The 25,315-nt window shown below is 69.2% G+C and carries 23 protein-coding genes; 14 read left to right on the top strand and 9 right to left on the bottom strand.

Annotation, left to right across the window (positions count from 1 at the left end; genetic code table 11):
• The first annotated feature begins 43 nt into the window (after window positions 1–43).
• Both aroE and mtgA read left to right on the top strand, forming a co-directional pair.
• Entirely contained in the window at window positions 44–898 is an 855-nt protein-coding gene (gene aroE, locus AC07X5_RS07765; protein WP_494769654.1) for a shikimate dehydrogenase, read from the top strand.
• 25 nt (window positions 899–923) lie between these two features.
• Window positions 924–1,658 carry a monofunctional biosynthetic peptidoglycan transglycosylase gene (gene mtgA, locus AC07X5_RS07770; RefSeq protein WP_494769655.1) on the top strand — a complete coding sequence of 245 codons (735 nt, stop codon included), beginning with the start codon at window positions 924–926 and terminating at the stop codon, window positions 1,656–1,658.
• Between the two features lie 3 nt (window positions 1,659–1,661).
• Here mtgA and AC07X5_RS07775 read toward each other — a convergent pair whose 3' ends face one another.
• A complete protein-coding gene (locus tag AC07X5_RS07775; RefSeq protein ID WP_494769656.1) occupies window positions 1,662–3,071 on the bottom strand; it encodes a cytochrome P450 in 1,410 nt (469 codons plus the stop codon).
• A 76-nt stretch (window positions 3,072–3,147) separates the two neighbouring features.
• On the opposite strand from AC07X5_RS07775, the gene AC07X5_RS07780 reads away from it, so the two are divergent.
• Window positions 3,148–4,059 (top strand): AraC family transcriptional regulator, encoded by a 912-nt coding sequence (locus AC07X5_RS07780; protein WP_494769657.1) that lies wholly within the window; start codon window positions 3,148–3,150, stop codon window positions 4,057–4,059.
• Here AC07X5_RS07780 and AC07X5_RS07785 read toward each other — a convergent pair.
• From AC07X5_RS07785 to AC07X5_RS07795, 3 genes are all read right to left on the bottom strand, one after another.
• The gene (locus AC07X5_RS07785; protein WP_494769780.1) at window positions 4,041–5,186 is read right to left on the bottom strand and encodes an AAA family ATPase; all 1,146 of its coding nucleotides are present in this window, start codon (window positions 5,184–5,186) and stop codon (window positions 4,041–4,043) included. The two genes, AC07X5_RS07780 and AC07X5_RS07785, sit on opposite strands and share 19 nt — an antisense overlap.
• A 44-nt stretch (window positions 5,187–5,230) precedes the next feature.
• Window positions 5,231–6,091 carry an RNA ligase family protein gene (locus tag AC07X5_RS07790; protein WP_494769658.1) on the bottom strand — a complete coding sequence of 287 codons (861 nt, stop codon included), beginning with the start codon at window positions 6,089–6,091 and terminating at the stop codon, window positions 5,231–5,233.
• Between the two features lie 355 nt (window positions 6,092–6,446).
• Window positions 6,447–7,448, bottom strand: coding sequence for a LacI family DNA-binding transcriptional regulator (locus AC07X5_RS07795; RefSeq protein WP_494769659.1), 1,002 nt, complete (start codon window positions 7,446–7,448; stop codon window positions 6,447–6,449).
• 94 nt (window positions 7,449–7,542) lie between these two features.
• Between AC07X5_RS07795 and AC07X5_RS07800 the strand changes: the two genes are divergently transcribed.
• Genes AC07X5_RS07800 through ruvC form a run of 3 tightly spaced genes read left to right on the top strand, consistent with a single transcriptional unit; the run spans window position 7,543 to window position 9,831 of the window.
• Window positions 7,543–8,292: a lysophospholipid acyltransferase family protein gene (locus AC07X5_RS07800; protein WP_494769660.1), complete on the top strand. Its 750-nt coding sequence runs from the start codon at window positions 7,543–7,545 to the stop codon at window positions 8,290–8,292.
• A gap of 1 nt (window position 8,293) precedes the next feature.
• Window positions 8,294–9,286 carry a phosphatidate cytidylyltransferase gene (locus AC07X5_RS07805; protein ID WP_409960085.1) on the top strand — a complete coding sequence of 331 codons (993 nt, stop codon included), beginning with the start codon at window positions 8,294–8,296 and terminating at the stop codon, window positions 9,284–9,286.
• Window positions 9,283–9,831 (top strand): crossover junction endodeoxyribonuclease RuvC, encoded by a 549-nt coding sequence (gene ruvC, locus AC07X5_RS07810; RefSeq protein WP_409960083.1) that lies wholly within the window; start codon window positions 9,283–9,285, stop codon window positions 9,829–9,831. Before AC07X5_RS07805 ends, ruvC begins: the two co-directional genes overlap by 4 nt.
• On the opposite strand, the gene AC07X5_RS07815 is transcribed toward ruvC, so the two are convergent.
• The gene (locus AC07X5_RS07815) at window positions 9,825–10,340 is read right to left on the bottom strand and encodes a CZB domain-containing protein (RefSeq protein ID WP_409960081.1); all 516 of its coding nucleotides are present in this window, start codon (window positions 10,338–10,340) and stop codon (window positions 9,825–9,827) included. The genes ruvC and AC07X5_RS07815 overlap by 7 nt on opposite strands.
• Before the next feature lie 201 nt (window positions 10,341–10,541).
• Between AC07X5_RS07815 and AC07X5_RS07820 the strand changes: the two genes are divergently transcribed.
• The 4 genes from AC07X5_RS07820 to AC07X5_RS07835 all read left to right on the top strand — a co-directional run bounded on the left by AC07X5_RS07820 (window position 10,542) and on the right by AC07X5_RS07835 (window position 14,353).
• A complete protein-coding gene (locus AC07X5_RS07820) occupies window positions 10,542–11,570 on the top strand; it encodes an LLM class flavin-dependent oxidoreductase (RefSeq protein ID WP_494769661.1) in 1,029 nt (342 codons plus the stop codon).
• 133 nt (window positions 11,571–11,703) lie between these two features.
• A complete protein-coding gene (gene gspF, locus AC07X5_RS07825; RefSeq protein WP_494769662.1) occupies window positions 11,704–12,936 on the top strand; it encodes a type II secretion system inner membrane protein GspF in 1,233 nt (410 codons plus the stop codon).
• Window positions 12,937–12,947: 11 nt separating this feature from the next.
• Window positions 12,948–13,865: a 5'-nucleotidase gene (locus AC07X5_RS07830; RefSeq protein ID WP_494769663.1), complete on the top strand. Its 918-nt coding sequence runs from the start codon at window positions 12,948–12,950 to the stop codon at window positions 13,863–13,865.
• 128 nt (window positions 13,866–13,993) lie between these two features.
• On the top strand, window positions 13,994–14,353 hold the full coding sequence (locus tag AC07X5_RS07835; protein ID WP_494769664.1) for an EF-hand domain-containing protein: 360 nt from the start codon (window positions 13,994–13,996) through the stop codon (window positions 14,351–14,353).
• 77 nt (window positions 14,354–14,430) lie between these two features.
• On the opposite strand, the gene AC07X5_RS07840 is transcribed toward AC07X5_RS07835, so the two are convergent.
• The 3 genes from AC07X5_RS07840 to AC07X5_RS07850 all read right to left on the bottom strand — a co-directional run bounded on the left by AC07X5_RS07840 (window position 14,431) and on the right by AC07X5_RS07850 (window position 17,866).
• The gene (locus AC07X5_RS07840; protein WP_409960072.1) at window positions 14,431–14,862 is read right to left on the bottom strand and encodes a hypothetical protein; all 432 of its coding nucleotides are present in this window, start codon (window positions 14,860–14,862) and stop codon (window positions 14,431–14,433) included.
• Between the two features lie 202 nt (window positions 14,863–15,064).
• The gene (locus AC07X5_RS07845) at window positions 15,065–15,556 is read right to left on the bottom strand and encodes a cyanophycin metabolism-associated DUF1854 family protein (protein ID WP_494769665.1); all 492 of its coding nucleotides are present in this window, start codon (window positions 15,554–15,556) and stop codon (window positions 15,065–15,067) included.
• A 21-nt stretch (window positions 15,557–15,577) separates the two neighbouring features.
• On the bottom strand, window positions 15,578–17,866 hold the full coding sequence (locus AC07X5_RS07850; RefSeq protein ID WP_494769666.1) for a cyanophycin metabolism-associated ABC transporter: 2,289 nt from the start codon (window positions 17,864–17,866) through the stop codon (window positions 15,578–15,580).
• A gap of 232 nt (window positions 17,867–18,098) precedes the next feature.
• On the opposite strand from AC07X5_RS07850, the gene AC07X5_RS07855 reads away from it, so the two are divergent.
• From AC07X5_RS07855 to AC07X5_RS07865, 3 genes are all read left to right on the top strand, one after another.
• Window positions 18,099–20,306, top strand: a complete 2,208-nt coding sequence (locus AC07X5_RS07855) for a cyanophycin synthetase (RefSeq protein ID WP_494769667.1) — start codon at window positions 18,099–18,101, stop codon at window positions 20,304–20,306.
• Between the two features lie 80 nt (window positions 20,307–20,386).
• Window positions 20,387–22,966 carry a cyanophycin synthetase gene (gene cphA, locus AC07X5_RS07860; protein WP_494769668.1) on the top strand — a complete coding sequence of 860 codons (2,580 nt, stop codon included), beginning with the start codon at window positions 20,387–20,389 and terminating at the stop codon, window positions 22,964–22,966.
• Window positions 22,963–23,451: a CreA family protein gene (locus AC07X5_RS07865; protein WP_494769669.1), complete on the top strand. Its 489-nt coding sequence runs from the start codon at window positions 22,963–22,965 to the stop codon at window positions 23,449–23,451. Before cphA ends, AC07X5_RS07865 begins: the two co-directional genes overlap by 4 nt.
• A gap of 31 nt (window positions 23,452–23,482) precedes the next feature.
• Here the strand turns inward: AC07X5_RS07865 and AC07X5_RS07870 are convergent, their stop codons facing one another.
• Window positions 23,483–24,136, bottom strand: a complete 654-nt coding sequence (locus AC07X5_RS07870; RefSeq protein ID WP_494769670.1) for a DsbA family oxidoreductase — start codon at window positions 24,134–24,136, stop codon at window positions 23,483–23,485.
• 168 nt (window positions 24,137–24,304) lie between these two features.
• Between AC07X5_RS07870 and AC07X5_RS07875 the strand changes: the two genes are divergently transcribed.
• Entirely contained in the window at window positions 24,305–25,306 is a 1,002-nt protein-coding gene (locus AC07X5_RS07875; RefSeq protein WP_494769671.1) for a YcjF family protein, read from the top strand.
• The last annotated feature ends 9 nt before the right edge of the window (window positions 25,307–25,315 follow it).

Raw genomic sequence — 25,315 nt, forward strand, 5'->3', positions numbered from 1 at the left:
CCCTCCCCCGGCCCTGCCGACCTTGCGGAATTGCTGTTTTGAGATGAGCCAAGCCACCGACCTGTATTGCGTGATGGGCAACCCGGTGGCGCACAGCCGCTCGCCCGCCATCCATGCGCGCTTTGCCGAGCTGACCGGCGAGGTGCTGGCCTACGAGCGGCGCCTGGTGGCGCTGGATGGGTTTGCAGAGGGCGTGCGCGATTTCGCGGCCCAGGGCGGGCGCGGCTGCAATGTCACCGTGCCGTTCAAGACCGAGGCCCCCGCGCTCGCCACACACTGCAGCGAGCGCGTGCAACTGGCCGGCGCAGCCAATACCCTGGCCTTCCGCGCGGACGGCAGCATCCACTGCGACAACACCGATGGCCTGGGCCTGGTGGCCGACATCACGCGCAATGCGGGCGTGGCCCTGCAGGGAGCCAGCGTGCTGCTGGTCGGTGCCGGCGGTGCCGCGGCCGGCGTGCTGGGCCCGCTGCTGCAGGCGGGAGCCCGCCACGTCACCATCGCCAACCGCACCGAGGCCAAGGCCCAGGCGCTGGTGCAGTCGCACCACGCCCTGGCCACCGAACTGGGTGCCAGCGTGGCGGCGAGCACGCTGGATGGCGTGGGCGGCACCTTCGACGTGGTCATCAACGCCACGGCCAGCAGCCTGGCGGGCGATGCCGTGCCCGTGGCGGCCAGCGTGCTGCGCCCGGGCGGCATGGCCTACGACATGATGTACGGCCCCGCGGCCCAGGGCTTCCTGGATTGGGCGGCCGCGCATGGCGCCGTGCCGCGCGACGGCCTGGGCATGCTGGTGGAGCAGGCGGCCGAGGCCTTCGCCTTCTGGCGCGGTGTGCGCCCCCCCTCGGCCCAGGTGCTGGCCGAACTGCAGGCGCAGCTGGCGCTGCAGACCCACTGATCGCCGCAAGGAAGAACCCCACACCATGAAAGCCGTGCTGCGCTGGCTGGGCCTGCTGGTGTTCGCCTTCCTGGCGCTGCAGCTGTTCTTCGTGCTGCGTATCGCGGCCATGGTAGTGGTCAACCCCGAGTCGACGAGCTTCCAGCGTTCCGAAGCCTGGGTGCAGGTGGCCGCCAGCGGCAAGGTGCGCTGGCGCCAGGAATGGATGCCCTATGGCGAGATCTCGGAGCACTTGAAGCGCGCCGTGATCGCCTCGGAGGACGATGGCTTTGCCAACCACGACGGCGTGGACTGGGCCGCCATCGAGAAGGCCTGGGAGCGCAACGCCAAGGCCGAGGCCCAGGCCGCCAAGACCCAGGCCCGCGCCCCCGACCGCCCGCAGCGCGCCCCCAAGATCCGCGGCGGCTCCACCATCACCCAGCAGCTGGCCAAGAACCTGCTGCTCTCGGGCGAGCGCACGCTCTTGCGCAAGGGCCAGGAGTTCGTGCTCACGCTGCTGCTGGAGCAACTGCTGAGCAAGGAGCGCATCCTGGAGATCTACCTCAACAGCGTGGAATGGGGCGAGGGCGTGTTCGGCGCCGAGGCCGCGGCGCAGCACTACTTCCGCAAGAACGCGAGCCGCCTGAGCCCCAGCGAGGCGGCCCGCCTGGCCGTGATGCTGCCCGCGCCCAAGCGCTTCGAGAAGGCACCGGGGTCCGCCTACCTGGCCGGGCGCACGCGCACCATCCTGGCGCGCATGAACAGCGCGGAGCTGCCGTGAGCTTCAGGCGTGCTGGCTGAGCAGCAACTGCACCGGTTGCCCCGGCCGCAGGGTCACATGCAGCTGGGGCCGCAGCGGCGCGGCCCCCTCGGGCACCTGCAAGGTGTAGCGCTGCAGCAGCATGGCGGCCAGCAATTGCATCTCCAGCATCGCGAAGTGCTGGCCGATGCAGACGCGCGGGCCCAGGCCGAAAGGCATGAACGCGCCACGGGGGATTTCCGGTGCACCGTCCATAAAACGCTCGGGCCGAAAGCGCTCGGGCTCGGCGAACCAGCGCGCGTCGCGGTGCAGCACCCAGGGGGTGATACGCAGCAGCGCGCCCCGCGGTACGGCCACGCCGCCCAGGGTGATGGGCGCCGTGGTGCGCCGGCTCATCACCGCGGCCACGGGCGGGTACAGGCGCATGGCCTCCTTCAAGGTGGCGGTGAGCCAGGGCAGCTGCGCCATGTCCTGCGGGCCCGGCACGCGGCCCTGCAAGGCGGCGTCGACCTCGGCCTGGGCGCGCTCTGCGGCCCCGGGGTGCTCGGCCAGCAGCCGGCTCCACCACAGCAGGGCGGTGGCGCTGGTTTCGTGCCCGGCCTGGAAGCTGACCATGCACTGGTCGAACACCTCCTGCGGCGACAGGGCCTCGCCCGTGGCCTCGTCACGCAGGTCCAGCAGCATCTGCAGCAGATCGGTGCGCGGCGCCGGCTCCCTTGCTTGCGCATGCCGCTGGTCGATGTGGCGCTGCACCAGCCCGCGCAGCAGGCGCAGCGCACGGCGCTTGGCGGCCTTGCCGGGCAAGGGCAGCCAGTCGGGCAGGGAGAAGGGCAGGAACATTTCCGAGAACGCCATGGCCGACAGGATCTGCGTGGCCCAGGCGGCATCGCGCGCATCGTCCTGTGCCGACTCCCCGAACAGGGTGCGCAGGATCACGTCCATGGCCACGCCGCTCCACAACCCGTCCATCGCCACCAGGGCCTCGGCCTGGCCGGGTGGCACGGCCGCGTCCAGTGCAGCCTGAGCCGCATCGGTCATCAGCTGCGCATAACCCGCGACTCTTTTGGGTGCGAAGGCCGGCATCAGCATGCGGCGCTGGCGCTGCCAGGTGGCGTGTTCGGTGACCAGCACGCTCTGGCCGAAGACCTGCTCGAACACCTCGATGCCACGCTCCCAGCGCACCAGGTGCTCGGCATGGGTGACCAGGGCTTCGCGCACCAGCTCGGGCGACAGCAGGTCCCAGGCATCCTCGTAGCCCAGCCGCATGCGCGTGAGGTCGCCATGCTCGCGCTGCAGCCGCGTGACGAAGCCCAGGTAGTCGGCGCGCATCGCGCGCAGCAGCGGCAGGCCCCACCAGCGGGACGCAGGACCCGACGGATGCGGCAGGGTGGGGGCTGCGGCAGGGGTCAGTTCAGGGGACAAACTCGTGTTCATGCCGTGCATGGTGCGGTGGGCAGGCACCGGCGTATTGAACGATTGCGACATGGCCGCTGGCCTACACTCGCGCCCCATGGCCTTTCTCGCCGCCTCGCCCACCCGGCAACCCGAGGGACTGATCCCCTCGGGCCAGCTGTGGCTGCCGCATGCCAGCCTGTCGGCCTGCCTGCGCGCCACCATCGTGCGCAGCACGCTGGGCCATGCGCTCAGCGATGCCGAGCGCATCAACCGCTTTCCCGCCACGCCGCTGTGCAGCCTGAGCTGGTGGTTCACGGGCCGCAGCGAGCGCCTGGTGCCCGAGAGGCCCGACACCATGCCCGGCCTGGACAGCCCGCGCGAGCCCTTCGCGGGGCGCTGGGTGCTGGCGGGCCCGCAGACCCGGCCCTCGACCAGTTGGTGCCCCGAGCCCACGCACGCCATGATGGTGATGTTCATGCCCGATGCACTGCACCTGCTCACCGGCCTGGCGCCTGGGGACCTGACCGACCGCACGGTGGACGCCGCCACGCTGCTGCCGCGCGACTGGCTGGCCATGTGCGAGGCGGTGCAGCAGCAGGCCGACGACGCGGCCCGCATGGAGTGCCTGGAGCAGTTTCTGCTGCCGCGCTGGCAGGCCTGCCGGCCTGGTGCGGCCACGGTGTCGCAGCGCTATGGCGACTGGGCGGCCCATCTGGCCCAGCGCGCCGCGCTTTCGGCCCCGGGCCGCAGCCTGCGCCAGCTGGAGCGGCGCATCAAGCGCTGGGCCGGGCTGCCGCTGCGCGAGCTGCGCGGCTTTGGCAAGGCCGAGCAGGCCTTCTTCGACACCATTGCTGCGGACGCAGCCCAAGCGCCCGTGCGCTGGGCCGAGGTGGCCGCGGGCGCGGGCTTTTCGGACCAGTCCCACCTGAGCCGCGTCACGCGCCGCATCACGGGCTACGCACCGCAGGCCCTGTACGAGGGCATCCGCAGCGACGAGGCCTTCTGGGCCTACCGGATCTGGGTGTAAGCCACCCGGTGTGCCTCGGTCGGCAGCGGCACCTCCCAGCGCAGCAGCATCTCCAGCAGGCGCTTGTTCGGCAGCGAGGAGTCGCGCCGCTGATTGCGCGCCAGCAGGGCTGCGCGCGGCTGCTCCAGGTACACGATCTCCACCTCGGCGTGGTAGGCCAGGCACAGATCCAGCGTCTTGGACCGCATCTGGTCCGACAGGTGCGTTGCGTTCCACACAAAGGGCGCGTGCGTGCGCAGCAAGGCCTTGGCCTGGTCCACCGCGTGGTGGGCCACCAGGCCTTCGTTCTTGCCGTGGCGCAGGCCCAACTGCGCGCGCGCATCGTCGAACGACACCACGGGCAGCCGCGGGTGGTGGGTGGCGACCCAGGTGTCCTTGCCCGATGCGGGCAGGCCGCACATCACCAGCACGCGCGAGCCCGGCTCCTGGTGCAGCGCATAGTCCGGGTGCACATTGGCGCCGCGGAAGTAGCTGAGCGCCGTGTGCGCGTCGGCAAAGGCGCGCGGCTGGCCATAGCAGCCCTCCTCGCGCGCCAGTTCGCGGAACAGCTCGATGGCATCGAGCGTGCGCTGCGGGTCCGGGCAGATGCGCCCGCGCATGTCCGCCTCGGCCAGCATCGCCAGCAGGTGCAGGTCCACCTGCCAGGACAGATGGCGCACAGTGAACTCGGGAGACACCCCCTTGCGCGATGTCTCCAGCGCGAAGAAGGGCACCTGGTGCACGGCGATGAGCCGGCAGATGGCCTCGCGCGCGACGAGCGGCGCGCCCGCATCCCACAGCGCGATGCGCGCGTCGATGGCGCCCTTGCGCGAGTGCCCGGGCTGCGAGATGCGGCCCGTGGCCTCGTCCACCACGGTGGTGCTGCACTTGGCCACGTCGTGCAGCAGCGCGGCGAGGAACACGACCTCCTGGTCGGCCCGCGCCAGCGCCGCATAGTCCGCACTGTCCAGCAGGCTGCGCAGCACCATGGCCGTGTGGGTCCACACGTCCCCCTCCGCATGGAACACCGGGTCCTGCGGCGTGGTGGCAGCCAGCCGCAGCTGCGGGAAGGCCTCCAGGCAGGCGGCCAGATCGGGCGTGCCACCTGCGGCAGGGACCAGGCCCTGCACGTCTTTCCATTGGAACATGGTCATGAAATTCTCCTTGGACGGGCCATGGCCCGCCATCGTGTTCAGAGCCGGCCACCGCCCGCGATGGGCCAGCGCTTGTCGACCTCAGGGCCGAACAGATCCACGCCTGCGCGCAGGCGGTTGGGAACCACCGGGCGCTCGCTGTGGTGCGACTGCGAATCCAGAATGGTCTGGATGAAGTCCGGCCGCACGAGCTTGAAGCGCCCCACGGTGCGGCCGCCCTCCTCCACCTTGATGTACAGGCCCTCGGCCAGCTCGGACCGGTCGGTCTGCTGCCAGCACAGGGCCCGGTCGAGGCCCTGGCGCGCCACCTCGTCCTCGAACGCGGCACGCCACTGCCCCGTGCGGGCCAGCGACGGGCCCACCAGGGCCTGCAGCGCCTGCATGCGTGGCGGCGCGAGCCCGGCGTAGAGCACCGGCACGGACACCACGGGCACCCCGGCCAGCAGGGCGTGCCGGGCGGGTGTGTCGAGAAAGGCCTCTGCCTGGCGGTCCCAGATGTCGAACTCGCAGAACAGGTGCGGCAGCGCGTCGTAGTAGACCGAGTGCTTGGCGTGCATGAACTCGCCGTACATCACGTAGCGGTCTTCGAGCACGTCGAGCAGCCGGCCCTCGTGCGCACGGGCCCATTGCTTGAACGGGTTGAACTGGCGCTCGCGCCCGCCCAGGCGGTCCACGTCGAGGTAGTGCCCGCGCGACTGCAGCAGCAACTGGCCCGCGGTGTCGAAGCTCAGGCCGGCATTCGCGGCATCGAGCTTCTCCTCCACCACGAGGGTCTTGCCCAGCAGTTCGGCATACGGCACGGGGTCGCCCTTGTCGCCGGGCTGGTAGCGGGAGCCCTGCAGGTGGGGCGTACGGGGGTATTTCGCGAGTTCGCGGTTGTGCAAAGAGGGTTGTGTCATGGAAGTCTCCGGCAGGCAGGGAACCAGGCAGCAAAGGCCTGGGACAGGGGCCGAAGACGACGCAGGCGGTCAGCAGGGGACCGGGAATGGCGGGATCAAGGCAGGAGGCTCACGGCGCGACCGCGGTAGCGCGGCAGGGGAACACTCTGGCTTGTCCGCAGGCCCACACGAGCGGCATAACCCGGGGCTTGAGGCCGCGGGCTTCGTGTGGCGTGTCGTTCAGCAGGAACGGGGGGTGCGGGGCATGTGGGTCTCGCGAGGTGCAGGTTTTTGAAAGAGGGCGAATGCTACGGGTGAGCGCCGGTGCTTTCAAGCACGGCGTGCGGCGCTGGTGTTTTATTGCCACAGACTGTGCTCAGGCACTGGCGCGCGAGACGATCTCGAAGCCGATGTCCAGGATCGGCTGCTCGACCGTGCGGCCCTCTGCGCGGTCGTCAATGAACTGCGCCGCCGTGCGGCCGATGCGGGTGCCGTCGATGCGCACCGTGGTCAGCGCCGGCTGCAGGCTGGCCGCGAATTCCAGGTCGCCCAGGCCCACGACGGCCAGTTGCTCGGGCACCGACAGGCCGCGCGCCTGCGCCTCGATAAGCGCCCCCAGCGCCAGCATGTCGGAGCTGCAGAAGACGGCATCGGTCCCGGGGTGGTTGGCCAGCGCCTCCACCAGACCGCTGCGCCCCGAACCCAGGGTGGTGGGCGCCGGCACCAGCACGGCAGGCACCTCGTCCGCCAGGCCCAGCTCCCGCGCCGCGCGCCGGAACCCGCCCATGCGCAGGCGCGCCCGGTCATCGTTGGCGCCCAGCAGCAAGGGCCGCCGGTAGCCGCGCTGGTGCAGGAACTGGCAGACGGATTCACCAATGCGCTCGTGGGAGAAGCCCACCAGCATGTCGATGGGGGTGGGCGTCAGATCCCAGGTCTCGACCACCGGGATGCCCGCAGCCCGCAACTGGCGCCGGCCTTCCACCGAATGCATGATGCCGGTGAGCACGATGCCATCGGGCCGGCGCCGGATGATGGCGTCGAGCAGCGCGTCCTCGCGCGAAGCGTCGTAGCCGCTCTGGCCGATCATCAGCTGGTAGCCGCGCTCGTCCAGCGCCTGGTTCAGCGAACGCACCATCTCCTGGAACACCGGGCCCGTCAGCGTCGGCAGCACTGCGGCCACCAGCCGGGCGCGCGAGGAGCGCAGGCCCCCCGCCATGCCGTTGGGCACGAATCCCGTCTGGCTGACCACCTCGCGCACCTTGTGCAGCGTGCCCGGAGCCACGCGCTCGGGGTGGTTCAATGCGCGCGACACCGTCATGGCGGACACGCCGGCCAGGCGGGCCACATCGTGGACGGTGAAGGCTTGGGACTTTTTCATGGGGCAGGGCGGACCCGGATGATACTGTCGGGCACCGCACCGCCTGCGGCGCCGCCCTGGCAAGGGCGCCACGATTCGCCAGTAACATCGCGCCATGCTTGCCAAGTTGATGAGTCTCCTCCTGCTGGGAATCGTGCGGTTTCTGACCGGCTCCCAGGCCCGCTGGTATGGCTGCCCGCCCAAGGCGGAGCAGCGCATCTATTTCGCCAACCACCAGAGCCATGCCGACATGGTGCTGATCTGGGCGGCCCTGCCCGAGGAATTGCGCAGCATCACCCGCCCGATCGCCGCCAAGGACTACTGGACCAAGACGCCGTTTCGCCAGTGGATCACCACCGCCGTGTTCAATGCAGTGTACGTGGACCGCCAGGCCACGCCGGCACGGCCCGCGCCTGCGGAGCCGCTGGCCGCCGCCATGCAGCCCGAGGCGGAAACCGCCTCTGCCGGTGGGCCGGACCCCTCCCCCGAGGTGCCGCCCAAAAAACCCACGCCCGAGGAACTGCGCGCGGCGCTGCCCGAGGGCGACCCGCTGGCGCCGCTGGTGAAGGCCTTGCAGAGTGGTGACTCCATCGTGATCTTTCCCGAAGGCACGCGCGGCCATGGCGAGGAGCCCCAGGCCTTCAAGTCGGGGCTGTACAAGCTGGCCCAGATGTTCCCGCAGGTGGTGCTGGTGCCGGCCTGGATCAACAACGTGCAGCGCGTGATGCCCAAGGGCGAAGTGGTGCCCGTGCCCATCCTCTGCTCGGTGACCTTCGGCGCACCGATCGAATTGGCGCCGGACGAGGAGCGCCGCCCCTTCCTCGACCGCGCACGCCGCGCCGTCATTGCGCTCCGGGAGGTGTGACGTGAACAACTTCCTGCGCAGCCTCACGGCCACCCAGCAGATCGGCGCCCTGTTCCTCGTGGTTTTCGGCATCCTGTCGATCACCACCATCTGGGCCTATGTGCGCATGCTGCGCGAGCAGCAGGCCGACGACCCGATGGCCGAGGCCGACGCGCTGGAGGCCAAACGCTTCTGGGGCCTGCTCAAGACCTCCTGGGCCATGGCCACCGTGTTCTGGGTCGGCTGGGCGCTGGGCGACACCGTGGCCACGGTGCTGTTCGCCATCGTGGGCTTTTTCGCGCTGCGCGAGTTCATCACGCTCTCGCCCACGCGCCGGGGCGACCACCGCAGCCTGGTGCTGGCCTTCTTCGTGGTGCTGCCGCTGCAGTTCTGGATCGTGGGCAGCCGGCACTTCGACCTGTTCACGGTGTTCATCCCGGTCTATGTGTTCCTGGCGCTGCCCGTGGTGAGCGCGCTGGCCAATGACCCGCAGCGCTTCCTGGAACGCAATGCCAAGCTGCAGTGGGGCATCATGGTCTGCGTGTACGGCATGAGCCATGTGCCGGCACTGCTGCTGCTCGACTTTCCGGGCTACAAGGACAAGGGCGCCTTCCTGGTGTTCTTCCTGGTGTTCGTGGTGCAGACCTGCATGGTGGTGCAGCACCTGCTGGGCCGGCGCTTTCCGCACAAGCCCGTGGCGCCCCAGGTGAGCCAGAGCTTCCAGTGGGTGAGCTGGCTGGCAGGCGTGGCCGTGGGGGGCCTGGTGGGCGGCCTCTTGACCTTCATCACCCCGTTCAAGCCTGGCCAGGCGCTGGGCATGGCCCTGTTGGCTTGCGTGGCCGGCAGCCTGGGCCACCTGGTGATGAAGGCGCTCAAGCGCGACCGCGGCATCACCAGCTGGGGCATGCAGGGCATGTCGGTCACCGGGGCCGGCGGCCTGCTCGACCGGGTGGACGCCCTGTGCTTTGCGGCGCCGGTGTTCTTCCATTCGGTGCGCTGGTACTTCGGGCTATGAGGATCCTGGGCATCGACCCCGGCCTGCAGACCACGGGCTTCGGCGTGGTGGACGTGGACGGCCACCAACTGAGCTACGTGGCCAGCGGCACCATCCGCACGACCACGCTGGCCCTGGGCGACCTGCCGGGGCGGCTGAAGATGCTGTTCGACGGCATCACCGAGGTGGTGGCTCGCTATGAGCCCGACACCTCGTCGGTCGAGATCGTCTTCGTCAACGTCAACCCGCAATCCACCCTGCTGCTGGGCCAGGCGCGCGGCGCCTGCATCACGGCCCTGGTGGCCAGCGACCTGCCCGTGGCCGAGTACACCGCGCTGCAGATGAAGAAAGCCGTGGTCGGCCATGGCCGCGCCGCCAAGAGCCAGGTGCAGGAGATGGTGCGCCGCCTGCTTTCCCTGCCCGGCCTGCCGGGAACCGACGCCGCCGACGGCCTGGGCATGGCCATCACCCATGCGCATGCGGGCGCCGCCATGGCCCGCCTGGGCGAGGCCAGTACGCTGCAAAGGCGACAACACGCCATGTACAAGGGCGGCAGAAGTTACTGAGGAGCGTCGGGGGCTGCAGGTCCGGCGCTGCCCAGCCCGCGCTTGAGCTCCTTGAGCAAGAGCAGCACCTGGTTGGACGCGTGGCGGCAGCTGCTGTTGAGCAATTGCACCGCCTGCGGCTTTTGCCCCGCATGGAACAAGGTGACCACAGCGGCAGCCTGCTGGTGGAAGTACTTGTGCCGTGCCACCAGCATGCCGAAGGCCGGGTAGTGCCCCAGGCGCACACGGCCCGTGCCGTAGAGCCAGCGGCCCAGGTCGCAGCGGTCGTCCTGGCAGATGCGTTCGGGCCGCATCACCTCGTTGCTCACGCCATTGACCATGTCCTGCAACTGCAGGCGCCAGCGCTCATGGCTGGCGATGGCCGCATCGATGTCGATCTCGGTCATGAGCATGGTGGCGTACTCGGCGTCCAGCACCAGTTCGCTGCCGTTGTCTTCCATGGCCCAGGTCGTGTCGGGGCTGCTCGGGTCTTGCTCCCGCATCTTGAACAGTCGGCTGAAAAAACCCATGTGCGACCCCGTGTTGGTATGCGGGCAGGCCCCCGCGCACGGAATGCCGCCACCCATTTGAAACATTTTGTGTAGCGTTTTGGGTTTTGGCTACCAAAAAATGCCATACCCCTGCCGGCGTGTGCACTGCGCCCCTGCTGCCAGCCTCGGCTCTTGGTCGCCATGCAAGCGCTGCCGGCCGGGCCGGACCACAATGCGCACATGACTGAACCTGTTTCCCCCCGCACCGCCCTGTCCATGCTGGACCTGGTGGCCGTCCGCGATGGCGGCACCGTGGCCGAGGCCCTGCAGATCGCCCTGCGCACCGCCCAGCATGCCGAAAAGCTCGGTTTTGCCCGCTACTGGCTGGCCGAGCACCACAACATGGCCGGCATCGCCAGCTCGGCCACGGCCGTGCTGGTGGGGCACATCGCGGGCGGCACCTCGCGCATCCGCGTGGGCTCGGGCGGGGTGATGCTGCCCAACCATGCGCCGCTGGTGGTGGCCGAGGCCTTCGGCACGCTGGCCGAGCTCTACCCCGGCCGCATCGACCTGGGGCTGGGCCGCGCGCCCGGCACCGACCCCGCCACCATGCGCGCGCTGCGCCGCAGCCGCGTGGAGACGGCCGACGACTTTCCGCAGGATGTGGCCGAGCTGCAGCGCCTGCTGGCCGCACCGGAGCCGGGCCAGCGCCTGGTGGCCACGCCCGGTGCCGGCACCAATGTGCCCATCTGGCTGCTGGGTTCGAGCCTGTTCTCGGCCCAGTTGGCGGCCGAGCGCGGCCTGCCCTATGCCTTTGCCTCGCATTTCGCGCCGCGCCTGCTGCACCAGGCCATCGACCTGTACCGCAACCTGTACCGCCCCTCGGCCGCCTGGCCCAAGCCCTACCTGGCCATCGGCGTGCCGTTGATCGCGGCGCCTACCGACGAGGAGGCCGAGTTCCTGGCCAGCAGCACCTACCAGCGCGTGCTGGGCATCCTCACCGGCGACCGGCGCCTGCTGCTGCCACCCGTGGAGAATTTTGCGGCGCGCCTGCAGCCGCAGGAGCGCGCGGCCATCGGCGACTTCCTGGCAGCGGCCGTGATCGGCGGGCCCGAGACCGTGCAGGCTGGTCTGGCCGACCTGGTGCGCGAGACCGGTGCCAACGAGCTGATGCTGGTGAGCGATGTCTACGACCCCGCATTGCGGCTGCGTTCGCTGGAGATCGCGGCGCAGGCCCATGCGGCCCTGGGCAGCGCCGTGGCGGCCTGAGAAATCGGCTGGGGTAGCCGGCTTGTCACCTGCGGGGGTGGTGCGTCACGGTATCGGGTGCCGGTTGCCGCTACCATCGGGCTGATGACAGTGCATTTGTGCACTTCGCAACCGCCCACCCACCACCTGCTGCATGCCCGCTTTTTCCTTTGAAGCCCTGGACGCCCAGGGCCAGACCCGCAAAGGCCTGATGGAGGCCGACACCGCCAAGTCCGCCCGCACCCAGTTGCGTGCGCAGGCCCTGGTGCCGATTGCAGTGGAGCAGGTGCAGACCGGGCAGTCCCGCGACGGCTCCGGCCAGGGCTGGAACCGCAGCCTGTTCACCCGCCCGGTGTTCAACGCCACCGGCTTGGCCATCTGGACGCGGCAGATCGCCGGCCTGGTGAGTTCGGGCCTGCCGCTGGAGCGCGCCCTGAGCGCCCTTTCGGACGAGGCCGACGACGACCGCCAGCGCCACCTGGTGGCCGCGCTGCGCGCCGAGGTGAATGCCGGCGCCACCTTCGCCCGTGCGCTGGGCCAGCACCCGCGCGAGTTCTCCGACATCTACTGCGCGGTGATCGGTGCCGGCGAGCACAGCGGCAACCTGGGCCTGGTGCTCGAACGCCTGGCCGATGACCTCGAAGACCGCCAGGCGCTCAAGGCCAAGCTGGTGGGCGCCGCGCTCTACCCGGCCATCGTGACCCTGGTGGCGATCGCCATCGTGATGTTCCTGCTGGGCTATGTGGTGCCCCAGGTGGCCAGCGTGTTCGCGGGTTCCAAGCGCGCCCTGCCTTTCATCACCACGGTGATGCTGGGCATCAGCGCCCTGGTGCGCAACTATGGGCTGGCGATCTTCGGTGTGCTGGTCATCGGCGCACTGGGCCTGCGCTGGTCGCTGAAGTCCGAGAGCGTGCGTGAACGCTTCGATGCCGCCTGGCTCAACCTGCCCCTGGTGGGCAAGCTCGCACGCGGCTACAACGCGGCGCGCTTTGCCAGCACGCTGGCCATGCTGGCCAGTGCCGGCGTGCCCATCCTGCGCGCCCTGCAGGCCGCCGCCGAAACCCTGAACAACCGCGCCCTGCGTGCCGATGCGCTCGATGCCCTGGTGCTGGTGCGCGAGGGCGCGCCCTTGGCCTCGGCCCTGGCGCAGAAGAAGCGCTTTCCGGGCCTGCTGTCGATGTTCGCGCGCCTGGGCGAGCAGACCGGCCAGTTGCCGGTGATGCTGCAGCGCGCCGCCACGCAGCTGTCGGTCGAGGTGCAGCGCCGCGCCATGCAGCTGGCCACCATCCTGGAGCCCCTGCTGATCGTGGCCATGGGGCTGGTGGTGATGGCCATCGTGCTGGCCGTGATGCTGCCCATCATCCAGCTCAACCAGTTCGTCAAGTAGGTAGACACGCCATGGCCGTCACCCTGGACGACAAGCTGGTGGTCGCGATCTCCTCGCGGGCGCTGTTCAATTTCGAGGAAGAAAACCGCGTCTTCGACGACACGGACGACCGCGCCTACGTGGAGATGCAGCGCCAGCGCCTGGACGTGCCGGCCGCGCCGGGCGTGGCCTTTTCGCTGGTGCGCAAGCTGCTGGCCTTTAACACCACCGAGCACCAGCGGGTGGAGGTGGTGCTGCTCTCGCGCAACGACCCGGTGAGCGGCATGCGTGTGTTCCGCTCTTGCCTCGCCCACGGCCTGCCCATGGTGCAGCGCGGCGTGTTCACCCAGGGCCGCGACCCGTTCCGCTACCTGCGCCCGCTGGGGGCGCACCTGTTCCTGTCGGCCAACGAGGCCGACGTGCGCCAGGCCCTGCACCTGGGCTACCCGGCGGCGCGGGTGCTGACCGAATCCGTGCGCGCGGGCGACACCAACCCGAACGAGGTGCGCATTGCCTTCGACGGCGATGCCGTGCTGTTCTCGGACGAGGCCGAACGCGTCTACCAGGCCGAGGGGCTGGCCGCCTTCCAGCGGCACGAGACCGACAAGGCGGCGCAGCCCCTGCCCGATGGCCCGTTCAAACCACTGCTGGCCGCCCTGCACCGGCTGCAGCACGCGGGCGGCACGGGCATGCGCATCCGTACCGCGCTGGTCACGGCGCGCAGCGCGCCCGCGCACGAACGCGCCATCCGCACGCTGATGGACTGGGACATCGCCGTGGACGAGGCCATGTTCCTCGGCGGGCTGCCCAAGGGTGAGTTCCTGCGCGAGTTCGAGCCCGACTTCTTCTTCGACGACCAGACCGGACACGTCACCTCGGCATCGCTGCATGTGCCGGCCGGGCATGTGAACAGCGGGGTGTCCAACCCGGTCACGCTGCTGGCGGATTGAAGGGCAACCCGCGCGCAAGTTTGTGCAATGGTTTGCAACTTGTGGTGAAAGACGGCCTCTGACCGATTGCAAAGGGCACCGGCAGGCTGCATCTGTGGGACCATGGCCCATCACAAGGATTTGAGCGCATGAAGAAGACGATTTTTCTGGCATGGGGCGCCGCGGCCCTGATCGCGTGCAGCCTGGCGTCCGCACAGGCGCCGGTCGCTCCGCCGCCCGCCGATACCGAAGGCCTGTCCAAGGGTGAGGCCAAGGCCATCCGGGAGTTCAAGATGCTGGACTTCAACGGTGACGGCAAGCTCAGCCGGACCGAAGTGAAACTGTTCCCGCGCCTGGCCAATGCCTTCGACGAGGCCGATACCGACCGCGATGGCTTTGTCTCGTACGAAGAGGTGCGCGTTTTTGCGGCCAAGTACCGCGACGAACGGGATCGCGCCAAACAACAGCAGGCGCCTGCCGCTCCCGCTCCTGCAGCCAGCGCTCCCTGACCTCAATTGCTATCGCTTCGATAGCGAAAAACCCACCCTGTCCGGCGCCGCCGCAGCGCCACATCCTGGCTACCGGTTCACAGCCCGGCCGTGCGCTTGACCTTGGGATCCGAGTAGGTCAGCGGTTCGTTCTTGACCTGCTGGGCCAGGCGCTCCTGCTGGGTCACCTTGTTGATGTCCTGCGCCACCTCCACGGCGCTGCCGCTGGCACGCCACATGGACTGTATGAGTTCGAGCAACTGCTTGTAGATGGGCTCCGGCGGCGGCTCGGGCGGCTCCTCCACCGTTTCCTTCTTCTTCACCTCGGTCCAGTCGCGGTTCGGCGCCTCGGGCGCCGAGGGCTTGTCGGGCTCGCGCACGATAGCCCCCTCCCCCAGCCGGTCCATGGACTCGACGGGCAGTGGCGCGTTCACAGGGCGTATCGGCGGCGCCCCCGAGGCGCCGGTGGAATACAAATCGGCGCCCGGAGGACGCCAGGTCGGCGATCGATCAACAGGTGGCATTTGCATGGCGGGCCCCAGGTGGTGGATGGAATGGACAGAGGCACTTCCGGACTCTTCGTACATTCATAACGGCAAACAAAAGGGGAAATTGAGGTCTTTTTTGCCTTTAAGCCCAAAATTAGGGGTTTACCCCTAGTTTTTAAGCCATAAAAGGGCGAAAAAAACCCGCCCCTGCATCAAGCCGGGGCGGGCGGGGGTGGGCCAGGCGTCAGAGAAAGCGTTCGAGCAGGCGCCGCGAGTGCCGGTCCAGCTGCGTGGTATCGGGCACCTTGAACTGCACACCCTCGCCTGCGGCAATAAGCAAGCGGGTGCGTCCGCCGAGCCGGCGGATGTCTTCCTCGGCCTTGAGCACCAGGCGTGCGGGGCCCCGGTCGGTTTCCACATCCCAGGTGCTGGGCGTCGAAAAACTCGATACCGCGGCTATTTTTTCAATAGTGGGCACAAACTCCCGCACCGCCAGCTCTTCCTCGACCAGGGTACGCCCGGCCGCGGGCAACTGGTCGAAGCGGTCCAGCCACAGGAGTTCATGGCCATCGCTGCCCACCAGGGACAGGCCCTCGGCAGGCGCTGCGATGGGAAAGGCGCGCACGGGCACCACGCCCTGGTGCACGGTGCCGTCGGGCAGGGTGAGCACCAGGCGCCCGTGGGGGTCGCGGTGCAGCTGCACCGGCTGGGTCGGGGACATGTTCAATTCGGTCATGGTGATTCCTGTGCCCCTGTCTCAGGCGTTGCCCGCAGGGTGGGCCGGGTGCAGCAGGCTGCTGTCGATGATCACGCCGGCGGCCTGGGCATCCTCTTCGGCACGGCGGGCCTGGGCTTCATACAGGCGCCAGTAGGCGCCCTGTTTCTCCATGAGTTCGTCGTGCGGGCCTACTTCCACGACCTCGCCGCGGTCCATCACCACCAGCCGGTCGGCCTTGCGCAGGGTGGACAGGCGGTGGGCGATGGCGATGGTGGTGCGGCCCTGGACCAGGTTGTCCAGCGCCTTCTGGATCTCCTTCTCGGTCTCGGTGTCCACGGCCGAGGTGGCCTCGTCCAGGATCAGGATGCGCGGGTCGATCAGCAGAGCCCGCGCGATGCTGATGCGCTGGCGCTCGCCGCCCGACAGGCCCTGGCCGCGCTCGCCCACCAGCGAATCGTAGCCGTGCGGCAGGCGCAGGATGAATTCGTGCGCGTTGGCCGCACGGGCTGCGGCCACGATCTCCTGGCGCGTGGCCTCGGGTTTGCCGTAGGCGATGTTCTCGGCAATCGTGCCGAAGAACAGGAAGGGCTCCTGCAGCACCAGGCCGATGTGGCGCCGGTAGTCGGCCACGGCAAAACGGCGGATGTCCACGCCATCGACCTGGATAGAGCCGTCGGTCACGTCGTAGAAGCGGCTGATCAGGTTGACCAGGGTGCTCTTGCCCGAGCCGCTGTGGCCCACCAGGCCGATCATCTCTCCAGGGCGGATATCCAGCTCCAGCCCCTTGATGACGGCCCGGCTGCCGTAGCGGAAACCCACGTTGCGCATGGCGATGGCGCCCTGCACCTTGTCCACCTTCACCGGTTGGGCCGGATCGGGCACGTTGCTCACGTGGTCCAGGATGTCGAAGATGCGCTTGGCGCCGGCGGCCGCCTTCTGCGTGACCGAGACGATGCGGCTCATGGAGTCGAGCCGGCTGTAGAAGCGCCCGATGTAGGCGATGAAGGCCGTGAGCACCCCCACCGTGATCTGGTTGCGCGACACCAGCCAGATGCCGAAGGCCCAGACCACGAGCAGGCCGATTTCGGTCAGCAGCGACACCGTGGGGGTGAACAGCGACCAGGTCTTGTTGAGCTTGTCGTTGACCTCCAGGTTGTGCTGGTTGGCGTCGCGAAAGCGCTGGGCTTCGCGCTTTTCCTGGGCGAAGGCCTTGACCACGCGGATGCCGGGGATGGTGTCGGCCAGCACGTTGGTCACCTCGGACCAGACGCGGTCGATCTTCTCGAAGCCGGTGCGCAGGCGGTCGCGCACGGTGTGGATCATCCAGGCGATGAAGGGCAGCGGCACCAGGGTGACCAGGGCCAGCCAGGGGTTGATGGAAAACAGGATGGCCGCCGTCATCATGATCATGAGCACGTCGGTCACGAAATCCAGGGCATGCAAGGAAAGGAAAACGTTGATGCGGTCCGTCTCCGAGCCGATGCGCGCCATGAGGTCGCCCGTGCGCTTGCCGCCGAAATAGTCGAGCGACAGGCGCAGCAGGTGCTCGTAGGTGGTGGTGCGCAGGTCGGCGCCGATGCGCTCGGACACCAGCGCCAGGATGTAGGTGCGCGCCCAGGACAGGCCCCAGGCCGCCAGGGCCGACAGCAGCAGCCCGCTCAGGTACAGCATGACCAGGCCGGGCTCGATCTTCTGCCCGTTCTGGAACGGGATCAGGATGTCGTCCATCAGCGGGATGGTCAGGTAGGGCGGCACCAGGGTGGCCGCCGTGGAGGCCAGGGTCAGCGCGAAGCCGGCCGCCAATTGCTTACGGTAGGGGCGGGCAAAGCGCCACAGGCGCAGCAGCACCCAGGTGGAGGTCTGCGGCGGCTGGGCGCGTGCGCAGGCCGGGCACTCTTCGGTATCGGGCGGCAGGGGGGTGTGGCACTGGGGGCAGGTGGCTTCCTCCGCCTCGCTGGCGCCAGCGGGCTGCTCGAAGCGCTGCACCAGGCGCAGCGCCTGGGCATGTTGGCCCAGGGTGAAGCGCCAGAGCGCCAGGCGCGCGTCGGCATCGTGCAGCTCCAGCGCGCCGATGCCCCCGTGGTCGTGCATGCGCAGTTCCAGGGCGGGGCTGCGCGGCCAGGCCCGCCAGGCACTGGTACCGGGCTCGCAGGCCAGCAGGCGCTCGGAAGTCACCACCACCCACCCCGTGGCAAAGCGCAACTCGGCGCTCAGGTCAACCTGTAACGTGGCCAGCACGTTCTCTTGGGAAGCGAGCATGGCCCGCAGGTCGGCACCCAGGGGGCCGGAAAAGACACCGGAGGCGTCCACAGAATGGTGATGTTGCATGTTGGATTGGTATTTGCGCCCCTGGCAGCCAGCGGTCACCGATTGCGCCACAGCGCGAATTCTCCCCGATACTGCGGGCAGGAACGCCAAGGCATCCACCTGTAACGTCTGCGACGGCTCCCCGGCTGACAGCCGCTGCTGCCGTCCGGGTGGAGCACAATATTCCCCCATATTCTTCTCGTTGTCCTCCCCGCATAGCCCCGAAAGGCCGGAAACCCTACCGCTGCATCCCATGGCGAAATTCAACGACATCCAACTGCTCCGCATCAATTACCTGCGTGGACCCAACATCTGGACCTACCGGCCCGTGCTGGAAGTCTGGCTGGACCTGGGCGTGCTGGAGGACCACCCCTCCCACACCCTGCCCGGCCTGAACGATCGCCTGACGGCCTGGCTGCCCGCGCTGATCGAGCACCACTGCGGTGTGGGCGAGCGCGGCGGCTTCCTGCAGCGCCTGGAGGAAGGCACATGGTGCGGCCACGTGCTGGAGCACATCGTGATCGAGCTGCTCAACCTGGCCGGCATGCCCACGGGCTTTGGCCAGACGCGCAGCACCTCGCAGCGCGGCGTATACCGCATGGTGTTCCGCGCGCGTGACGAACAGGTGGCGCGCGTGGCCCTGGCCCAGGGCCACCGGCTCTTGATGTCGGCCATCAACGACGAGCCCTTCGACGTGGCCGCCGCCGTGGCGCGCGTGCGCACCGAGGTGGACGACCAGTACCTGGGCCCCAGCACGGCCTGCATCGTCACGGCCGCCACCGACCGCAGCATCCCCCACATCCGCCTGAACGATGGCAACCTGGTGCAGCTGGGCTACGGCGCCAGCCAGCGCCGCATCTGGACCGCCGAGACCGAATTCACCAGCGCCATCGCCGAAGGCATCGCCAGCGACAAGGACCTGACCAAGGGCCTGCTCAAGGCCTGCGGCGTGCCGATTCCCGAAGGCCAGGTGGTCAACAGCCCCGAGGAAGCCTGGGAAGCGGCCGAGGACATCGGCCTGCCCGTGGTGGTCAAGCCCTCGGACGGCAACCACGGCCGCGGCGTGACCCTGGACCTGCGCAAGCGGGAAGACATCGAGGCTGCCTACCACGTGGCCTACCCCGAGGGCAGCGACGTGATGGTCGAGCGCTTCATCCCCGGCGACGAGCACCGCCTGCTGGTGGTGGGCGGCAAGGTGGTGGCCGCCGCACGCGGCGAGGTGGTGAGCATCACCGGCAACGGCCGCTCCACCGTCAAGGAGCTGATCGACAGCCAACTCAACTCCGACCCGCGGCGCGGCTACGAAGAGGAATACCCGCTGGAAATCATCGACCTGGCCACCGACACCAAGGTGCAGCTGGAACTCAAGCGCCAGGACCTGGATGCCGGCTCCGTGCCCGCTGCCGGCCGGGTCATCGTGGTGCAGCGCAACGGCAACGTGGCCGTGGACTGCACGGACGACGTGCACCCCGAGGTGGCCTACATCGCCCAGCTCGCAGCCAAGGTCGTGGGCCTGGATATCGCGGGCATCGACATGGTGGCGCAGGACATCTCCAAGCCCCTGCACACCCAGGGTGGCGCCATCGTCGAGGTGAACGCCGGCCCCGGCCTGCTGATGCACCTGAAACCCGCCGTGGGCGCGCCCCGCCCCGTGGGCCAGGCCATCGTGGAGCACCTGTTCCCGACCGAGGACCATGCCGAGGGCACGGCCGGCCGCATCCCCGTGGTGGGCGTCGCCGGTACGCGCAACACCGCGACCATCTCGCGCCTGGTGGCCTGGCTGCTGCACCTGAGCGGCCGCCACACCGGAGTGGCCTGCCGCGACGGCCTGTTCCTGGACCGCCGCCACGTGGATGCCACCGACAGCGCCCACTGGGAAGCCGCCCACCGCCTGCTGATGAACCAGATGGTGCAGGCCGCGGTGATCGAGAACGACGCCCGCACCATCCTGCGCGACGGCCTGGCGTATGACCGCTGCAAGGTGGGCGTGGTGACCGACATGGACGGCGCCGGCACCCTGGCCGAATTCGACGTGCACGAACAGGACCAGATGACCAAGGTGCTGCGCACCCAGGTGGACGTGGTGCTGGCCGACGGCGCCGCCGTGCTCAACGCCGCCGAGGAACAGGTGGTCGACCTGGCCCGCCTGTGCGATGGCGACGTGGTGCTGTATGCGCAGGACCACACGCTGCCGGCCATCGTCGAACACCGTGCCAAGGACAACGGCCGGGCCGTGGTGGTGAAGAACGGCCGCGTGGTGCTGGCCACGGGCAGTGCCGAGCATGTGCTGGGCACGCTGGCCGAGCTGACCTTTGGCCGCAATGCCGTGGTGCCCGACACCGATGCCCTGCTGGCCGCCGCAGGCGCCGCCTGGGCCATGGACATTGCGCCCGATCTGATCGGTGCCGGCATCAAGACCTTCGAGCCCGACCTGCCACCGCCCCCAGGTTTGCGCACCTGAGCCCCTGCGCGCCCGATAGACCGAACACTGCGATGACTCCGGGGCCTGCCCGCCCCAATGGACACTGAAAGAGAATTTCCATGGATGTATCCCGCACCCGGGCCCTGCGCGGCCCCAACCTGTGGAGCCGCCACATGGCCATCGAGGCCGTCGTGGCCTGCGATGAGAACGAACGCGCCATCCGCCAGATGGACGGGTTCGAGGCGCGCCTGCGCGCCCTGTTCCCCGCCATCGGCGCACTGCACCCCGAGGGCGGCGACGGCGACATCTCGCTGGCCCACGTGCTGCAGACCGCCGCGCTGGCGCTGCAGGCCCAGGCCGGCTGCCGTGTGACCTTTGCGCGCACCACGGCCACCACCGATGCCGGCGTGTACCAGGTGGTGGTGGAGTACAGCGAAGAGGCTGTGGGCCGCCAGGCCTTCGAGGACGCGCAAAAGCTGATCCAGGCCGCGCTGGGCAAGGGCAGCTTCGATGCCGAAAAGGCCGTAGCCGACCTGCGCGAGCTCGACGAGGACGAGCGCCTGGGCCCGAGCACCGGCTCCATCGTGGACGCCGCCGTGGCCCGCGGCATTCCCTACCGCCGCCTCACGCGCGGCAGCCTGGTGCAGTTCGGCTGGGGTTCCAAGCAGCGCCGCATCCAGGCCGCCGAGGTGGACTCCACCAGCGCCGTGGCCGAATCCATCGGCCAGGACAAGGATCTGACCAAGCGCCTGCTGCATGCCGCCGGCGTGCCCGTGCCGCTGGGCAAGCCGGTCGAGAGCGTCGACGAAGCCTGGGAAGTGGCCCAGAAGGTGGGCATGCCCGTGGTGGTCAAGCCGCAGGACGGCAACCAGGGCAAGGGCGTCACGGTGAACATTACCGACCGCGCCCAGCTCGAAGCCGCCTACAAGAACGCCGAGGAATACGGCACCGTGATGGTCGAGCGCTTTTTGCCCGGCCACGATTTTCGCCTGCTCGTGGTGGGCGACCAACTCGTGGCCGCCGCGCGCCGCGAGCCGCCCCAGGTGCTGGGCGACGGCCAGCACACGGTGCGCGAACTGGTCGAGCAGGTCAACCTGGACCCACGCCGCGGTGAAGGCCATGCCACCTCGCTGACCAAGATCCGCCTGGACGACATCGCCGTGGCCCGCCTGGCGGCCCAGGACCTGACGCCCGACTCCGTGCCGCCCAAGGGGCAGCGCGTGATCCTGCGCAACAACGCCAACCTGTCCACCGGCGGCACCGCCACCGACGTGACGGACGACGTGCACCCCGAGGTGGCGGCCCGCGCCATCGCGGCAGCCCAGATGGTGGGCCTGCACATCTGCGGCGTGGACATGGTCGCCGAGACCGTGCTGCGCCCGCTGGAAGAACAAGGCGGCGGCTTCGTCGAAGTGAATGCCGCGCCCGGCCTGCGCATGCACCTGGCACCGTCGTACGGCAAGCCGCGCAATGTGGGCCAGGCCATGGTGGACAAGCTCTACGCCCACGGCGATGACGGCCGCATCCCCACCGTGGCCGTGACCGGCACCAACGGCAAGACCACCACGGCGCGCCTGATCGCCCACCTGTTCACGGCCCAGGGCCTGCGTGTGGGCATGACCAACACCGATGGCGTGTACGTGAACGGCCGCCAGATCGACAGCGGCGACTGCAGCGGCCCCAAGAGCGCACGCAACGTGCTGCTGCACCCCGAGGTGGACGCGGCCGTGTTCGAGACCGCGCGCGGCGGCATCCTGCGCGAGGGCCTGGGCTTCGACCGCTGCCAGGTGGCCGTGGTCACCAACATCGGCGCGGGCGACCACCTGGGCCTGAACTACATCACCACGGTGGAAGACCTGGCCGTGCTCAAGCGCGTGATCGTGCAGAACGTGGCACCCGACGGCTATGGCGTGCTCAACGCGGCCGATCCCATCGTCGCGGCCATGGCGCCGGTCTGCCCCGGCAAGATCATCTACTTCGCCAGCGACCGCCACAACCCGGTGATGGCCACGCACCGCGCCCAGGGCAACCGCACGGTGTACGTGGATGGCGACTCCATCGTCGCCTCCGAAGGCTCCTGGCGCGAGACCATCCACCTGCGCGACGTGCCGATCACGCGCAACGGCCGCATCGGCTTCCAGGTGGAGAACGTCATGGCCTCGGTGGCCGCCGCCTGGGGCGCCGGCCTGCCCTGGCAGACCATCCGCCGCGGGCTGTCGGGCTTCGTGAACGACAGCGACAACGCCCCCGGCCGCTTCAACATCATGGACCACAACGGCGCCACGGTGATCGCCGACTACGGCCACAACCCCGACGCCATGCGCGCCCTGGTGGCTGCCGTGGATGCCCTGCCCGGCAAGCGCCGCAGCGTGGTCATCAGCGGCGCCGGCGACCGCCGCGACGAGGACATCCGCGAGCAGACCGTGATCCTGGGCGCCGCCTTCGACGACGTGATCCTGTACCAGGACGCGGCCCAGCGTGGCCGCGGCGACGGCGAGGTGATGGCACTGCTGCGCGAAGGCCTGGCCGGCGCGGCGCGCACCACGCATGTGGAAGAGATCCGCGGCGAGTTCATCGCCATCGACACGGCCCTCGGCCGCCTGCAACCAGGCGACCTGTGCCTGGTGCTGGTGGACCAGGTCGAGGAAGCCCTGGCCCACCTGGCCAAGCGCTGCGCCGAAGCCGGGACCGCGGCATGACGCGCGCTGCCCTGCACACGGCGGCCCTGGCTGCCTTCACGCTGTTGGCAGCAGGCGCCGCCAGCGCCGCGCCCGACAAGATCGGCACCGTGGACACGGCCTTCAAGCTGCTGGGCCGCGACCACGACATCATCGTCGAGGCCTACGACGACCCGGCCGTGGCGGGTGTGACCTGCTATGTCTCGCGCGCCCGCACGGGCGGCATCAAGGGATCGCTGGGCCTGGCAGAGGACCGCTCCGAAGCCTCCATCGCCTGCCGACAGACCGGGCCGGTGAGTTTTCCCGCGCCGCTGCGCAAGCAGGAAGAAGTGTTCAGCGAACGCCTGTCCATCCTGTTCAAGCGCCTGCGCGTGGTGCGCATGGTGGACCCGGCGCGCAACACGCTGGTCTACCTGACCTATTCCGAAAAACTGGTGGACGGCTCGCCGCAGAACAGCGTGACGGCCGTGCCGGTGGACCGGGCCACCCCGATTCCGCTGAAATGACAAAGGGCGCCGAGGCGCCCTTTTCTGTTGTTCAGACCTTGCCGGATGCGATCTGGCGCAGGGCCTGCTCGAACACCTCGGGCGGCTGGCCGCCCGAGATCAGGTGGCGGTCGTTGATGATGATGGCCGGCACCGAGTGGATGCCCTGCTGCAGGTAGAACTGCTCGCGCTCGCGCACCTCCTGCGCGTAGCGGTCCGATGCCAGGACGGCACGGGCCTCGGCCTCGTCGAGCCCCACCTCGCCAGCCACGCGGGCCAGCACTTCATGGTCGCCGGGGCTCTGGCCATCGGTGAAGTAAGCCTTGAACAGCGCGTGCTTCAGGGCGGGCTGCTTGTCGCTCTCTTCCTCGGCCCAGTGCAGCAGGCGGTGCGCGTCGAAGGTGTTGTAGATGCGGCTGCGCTGCGCCATGTTGAAGGTGAAGCCCAGGGCCGCACCGCGCGCGGCGATGGCGTCGCGGTTCTTCTGGCTCTGCTCGGGCGTGGCGCCGTACTTCTCGTGCAGGTGCTCGGCGATGTCCTGGCCTTCGGGCACCATCTGCGGGTTGAGCTCGAAGGGCTGGAAGTGCAGGTCCAGCGCGACCTCGCCCTTGAGGCGCTCGGCCGCCTGTTCCAGCGACTTGAGGCCGATGATGCACCAGGGGCAGGAAACGTCGGAGACGAAATCGATCTTGAGGGCTGTGGTCATGCGGTCACCAGGAGGTCAGGACAATATCCTAGGACGATTGGCACGTCCTTGCAGCGGTACGGCCATTGCCCCCCCCTGCAAGCCCCCACCGCAGTGATGGAAAAGCCTGGGTTTGCCACACTGCACCCCTGTCCTGCCACCCACGGCTTCCTCAGGAGCCACGCCACCATGCAACTCGACCAGCAACAAGCCATTCTCACCATCGCCCTGTTCGCCGCCTTCGCCGATGGCCACAAGGGCGACAGCGAGCGCGAGGAGATCCGGCGCATCGCCCAATCGCTGGCCCAGGACGCGCCGGCCATCGACCTGCCGCGCCTGGTTCAGGATGTGCTGCTGCAGCGCACCAGCGCCCAGGCCGCCGCCACCGCGCTGACCGAGCCGGGCCTGCGCCAGCTGGCCTACGAGATGGCGGTCTGCGTCTGCGACGTGGATGGGCGCCAGACCGAGACCGAGCGCGCCTTCCTGGCGCAGCTCAAGGGCTGGCTGCAGCTCGGCGACGGCGACACCGCGGCCTTCGAGCAGCAGGCCGATGCGCTGGTGGAAGTGGCCGAGCGTGCCGCCCCCATTGCCCGGGGTCTGGCGCCTGTGGCCGCGGGCACGGTGGCTGCAGCCGCAGCGGCGGCCCTGCCCGTTCGCAATGTGCCGCAGGTGCCAGATGCCGAGCTGGACAAGAGCATCCTCAACTACGCGCTGCTGTGCGGCGCGCTGGAGCTGCTGCCGCAGTCCTGGGCCTCGATGGCCATCATCCCCCTGCAGGTGAAGATGGTCTATGCCGTGGGCAAGGCGCATGGCGTGGAGCTGGACCAGGGCCACATCAAGGACTTCATCGCGGCGGCCGGCGTGGGCATGGCCTCGCAGTACATCGAGCAGTTCGGCCGCAAGCTGCTCGGCGGCCTGCTGGGCAAGGTGGCGGGCCGCACCATCGGCGGCATCGGCCAGGCAGCCACGGGCGTGGCTTTCTCGTTCGCCACCACCTATGCGCTGGGCCAGGTGGCCAAGCGCTACTACGCAGGCGGGCGCGTGATGAGCACCGCCGTGCTGCGCGAAAGCTTCCAGAACCTGCTGGGCCCGGCCAAGGACCTGCAGGCCCAGTACCTGCCGCAGATCCGCGAAAAGGCCTCGACCCTGGACGCTGCCAAGGTCATGTCCATGGTCCGCGGCGGCGTCTGATCGCAGCGG

The organism is Acidovorax sp. GW458-11-26-14-TSB4 (assembly GCF_059423865.1).

What these genes read in the sequence shown, in the direction of transcription:
- AC07X5_RS07800 (WP_494769660.1), top strand. Translation starts at nt 7,543, where the DNA reads ATGCTTGCCAAGTTGATGAGTCTCCTCCTGCTGGGAATCGTGCGGTTT.
- AC07X5_RS07865 (WP_494769669.1), top strand. Translation starts at nt 22,963, where the DNA reads ATGACGCGCGCTGCCCTGCACACGGCGGCCCTGGCTGCCTTCACGCTG.
- AC07X5_RS07790 (WP_494769658.1), bottom strand. Translation starts at nt 6,091, where the DNA reads ATGACACAACCCTCTTTGCACAACCGCGAACTCGCGAAATACCCCCGT.
- AC07X5_RS07815 (WP_409960081.1), bottom strand. Translation starts at nt 10,340, where the DNA reads ATGGGTTTTTTCAGCCGACTGTTCAAGATGCGGGAGCAAGACCCGAGC.
- cphA (WP_494769668.1), top strand. Translation starts at nt 20,387, where the DNA reads ATGGATGTATCCCGCACCCGGGCCCTGCGCGGCCCCAACCTGTGGAGC.
- aroE (WP_494769654.1), top strand. Translation starts at nt 44, where the DNA reads ATGAGCCAAGCCACCGACCTGTATTGCGTGATGGGCAACCCGGTGGCG.
- AC07X5_RS07830 (WP_494769663.1), top strand. Translation starts at nt 12,948, where the DNA reads ATGGCCGTCACCCTGGACGACAAGCTGGTGGTCGCGATCTCCTCGCGG.
- AC07X5_RS07785 (WP_494769780.1), bottom strand. Translation starts at nt 5,186, where the DNA reads ATGTTCCAATGGAAAGACGTGCAGGGCCTGGTCCCTGCCGCAGGTGGC.
- AC07X5_RS07835 (WP_494769664.1), top strand. Translation starts at nt 13,994, where the DNA reads ATGAAGAAGACGATTTTTCTGGCATGGGGCGCCGCGGCCCTGATCGCG.
- AC07X5_RS07870 (WP_494769670.1), bottom strand. Translation starts at nt 24,136, where the DNA reads ATGACCACAGCCCTCAAGATCGATTTCGTCTCCGACGTTTCCTGCCCC.
- AC07X5_RS07840 (WP_409960072.1), bottom strand. Translation starts at nt 14,862, where the DNA reads ATGCAAATGCCACCTGTTGATCGATCGCCGACCTGGCGTCCTCCGGGC.
- AC07X5_RS07850 (WP_494769666.1), bottom strand. Translation starts at nt 17,866, where the DNA reads ATGCAACATCACCATTCTGTGGACGCCTCCGGTGTCTTTTCCGGCCCC.
- AC07X5_RS07775 (WP_494769656.1), bottom strand. Translation starts at nt 3,071, where the DNA reads ATGAACACGAGTTTGTCCCCTGAACTGACCCCTGCCGCAGCCCCCACC.
- AC07X5_RS07845 (WP_494769665.1), bottom strand. Translation starts at nt 15,556, where the DNA reads ATGACCGAATTGAACATGTCCCCGACCCAGCCGGTGCAGCTGCACCGC.
- AC07X5_RS07875 (WP_494769671.1), top strand. Translation starts at nt 24,305, where the DNA reads ATGCAACTCGACCAGCAACAAGCCATTCTCACCATCGCCCTGTTCGCC.
- ruvC (WP_409960083.1), top strand. Translation starts at nt 9,283, where the DNA reads ATGAGGATCCTGGGCATCGACCCCGGCCTGCAGACCACGGGCTTCGGC.
- AC07X5_RS07855 (WP_494769667.1), top strand. Translation starts at nt 18,099, where the DNA reads ATGGCGAAATTCAACGACATCCAACTGCTCCGCATCAATTACCTGCGT.
- AC07X5_RS07820 (WP_494769661.1), top strand. Translation starts at nt 10,542, where the DNA reads ATGACTGAACCTGTTTCCCCCCGCACCGCCCTGTCCATGCTGGACCTG.
- AC07X5_RS07795 (WP_494769659.1), bottom strand. Translation starts at nt 7,448, where the DNA reads ATGAAAAAGTCCCAAGCCTTCACCGTCCACGATGTGGCCCGCCTGGCC.
- AC07X5_RS07780 (WP_494769657.1), top strand. Translation starts at nt 3,148, where the DNA reads ATGGCCTTTCTCGCCGCCTCGCCCACCCGGCAACCCGAGGGACTGATC.
- gspF (WP_494769662.1), top strand. Translation starts at nt 11,704, where the DNA reads ATGCCCGCTTTTTCCTTTGAAGCCCTGGACGCCCAGGGCCAGACCCGC.
- mtgA (WP_494769655.1), top strand. Translation starts at nt 924, where the DNA reads ATGAAAGCCGTGCTGCGCTGGCTGGGCCTGCTGGTGTTCGCCTTCCTG.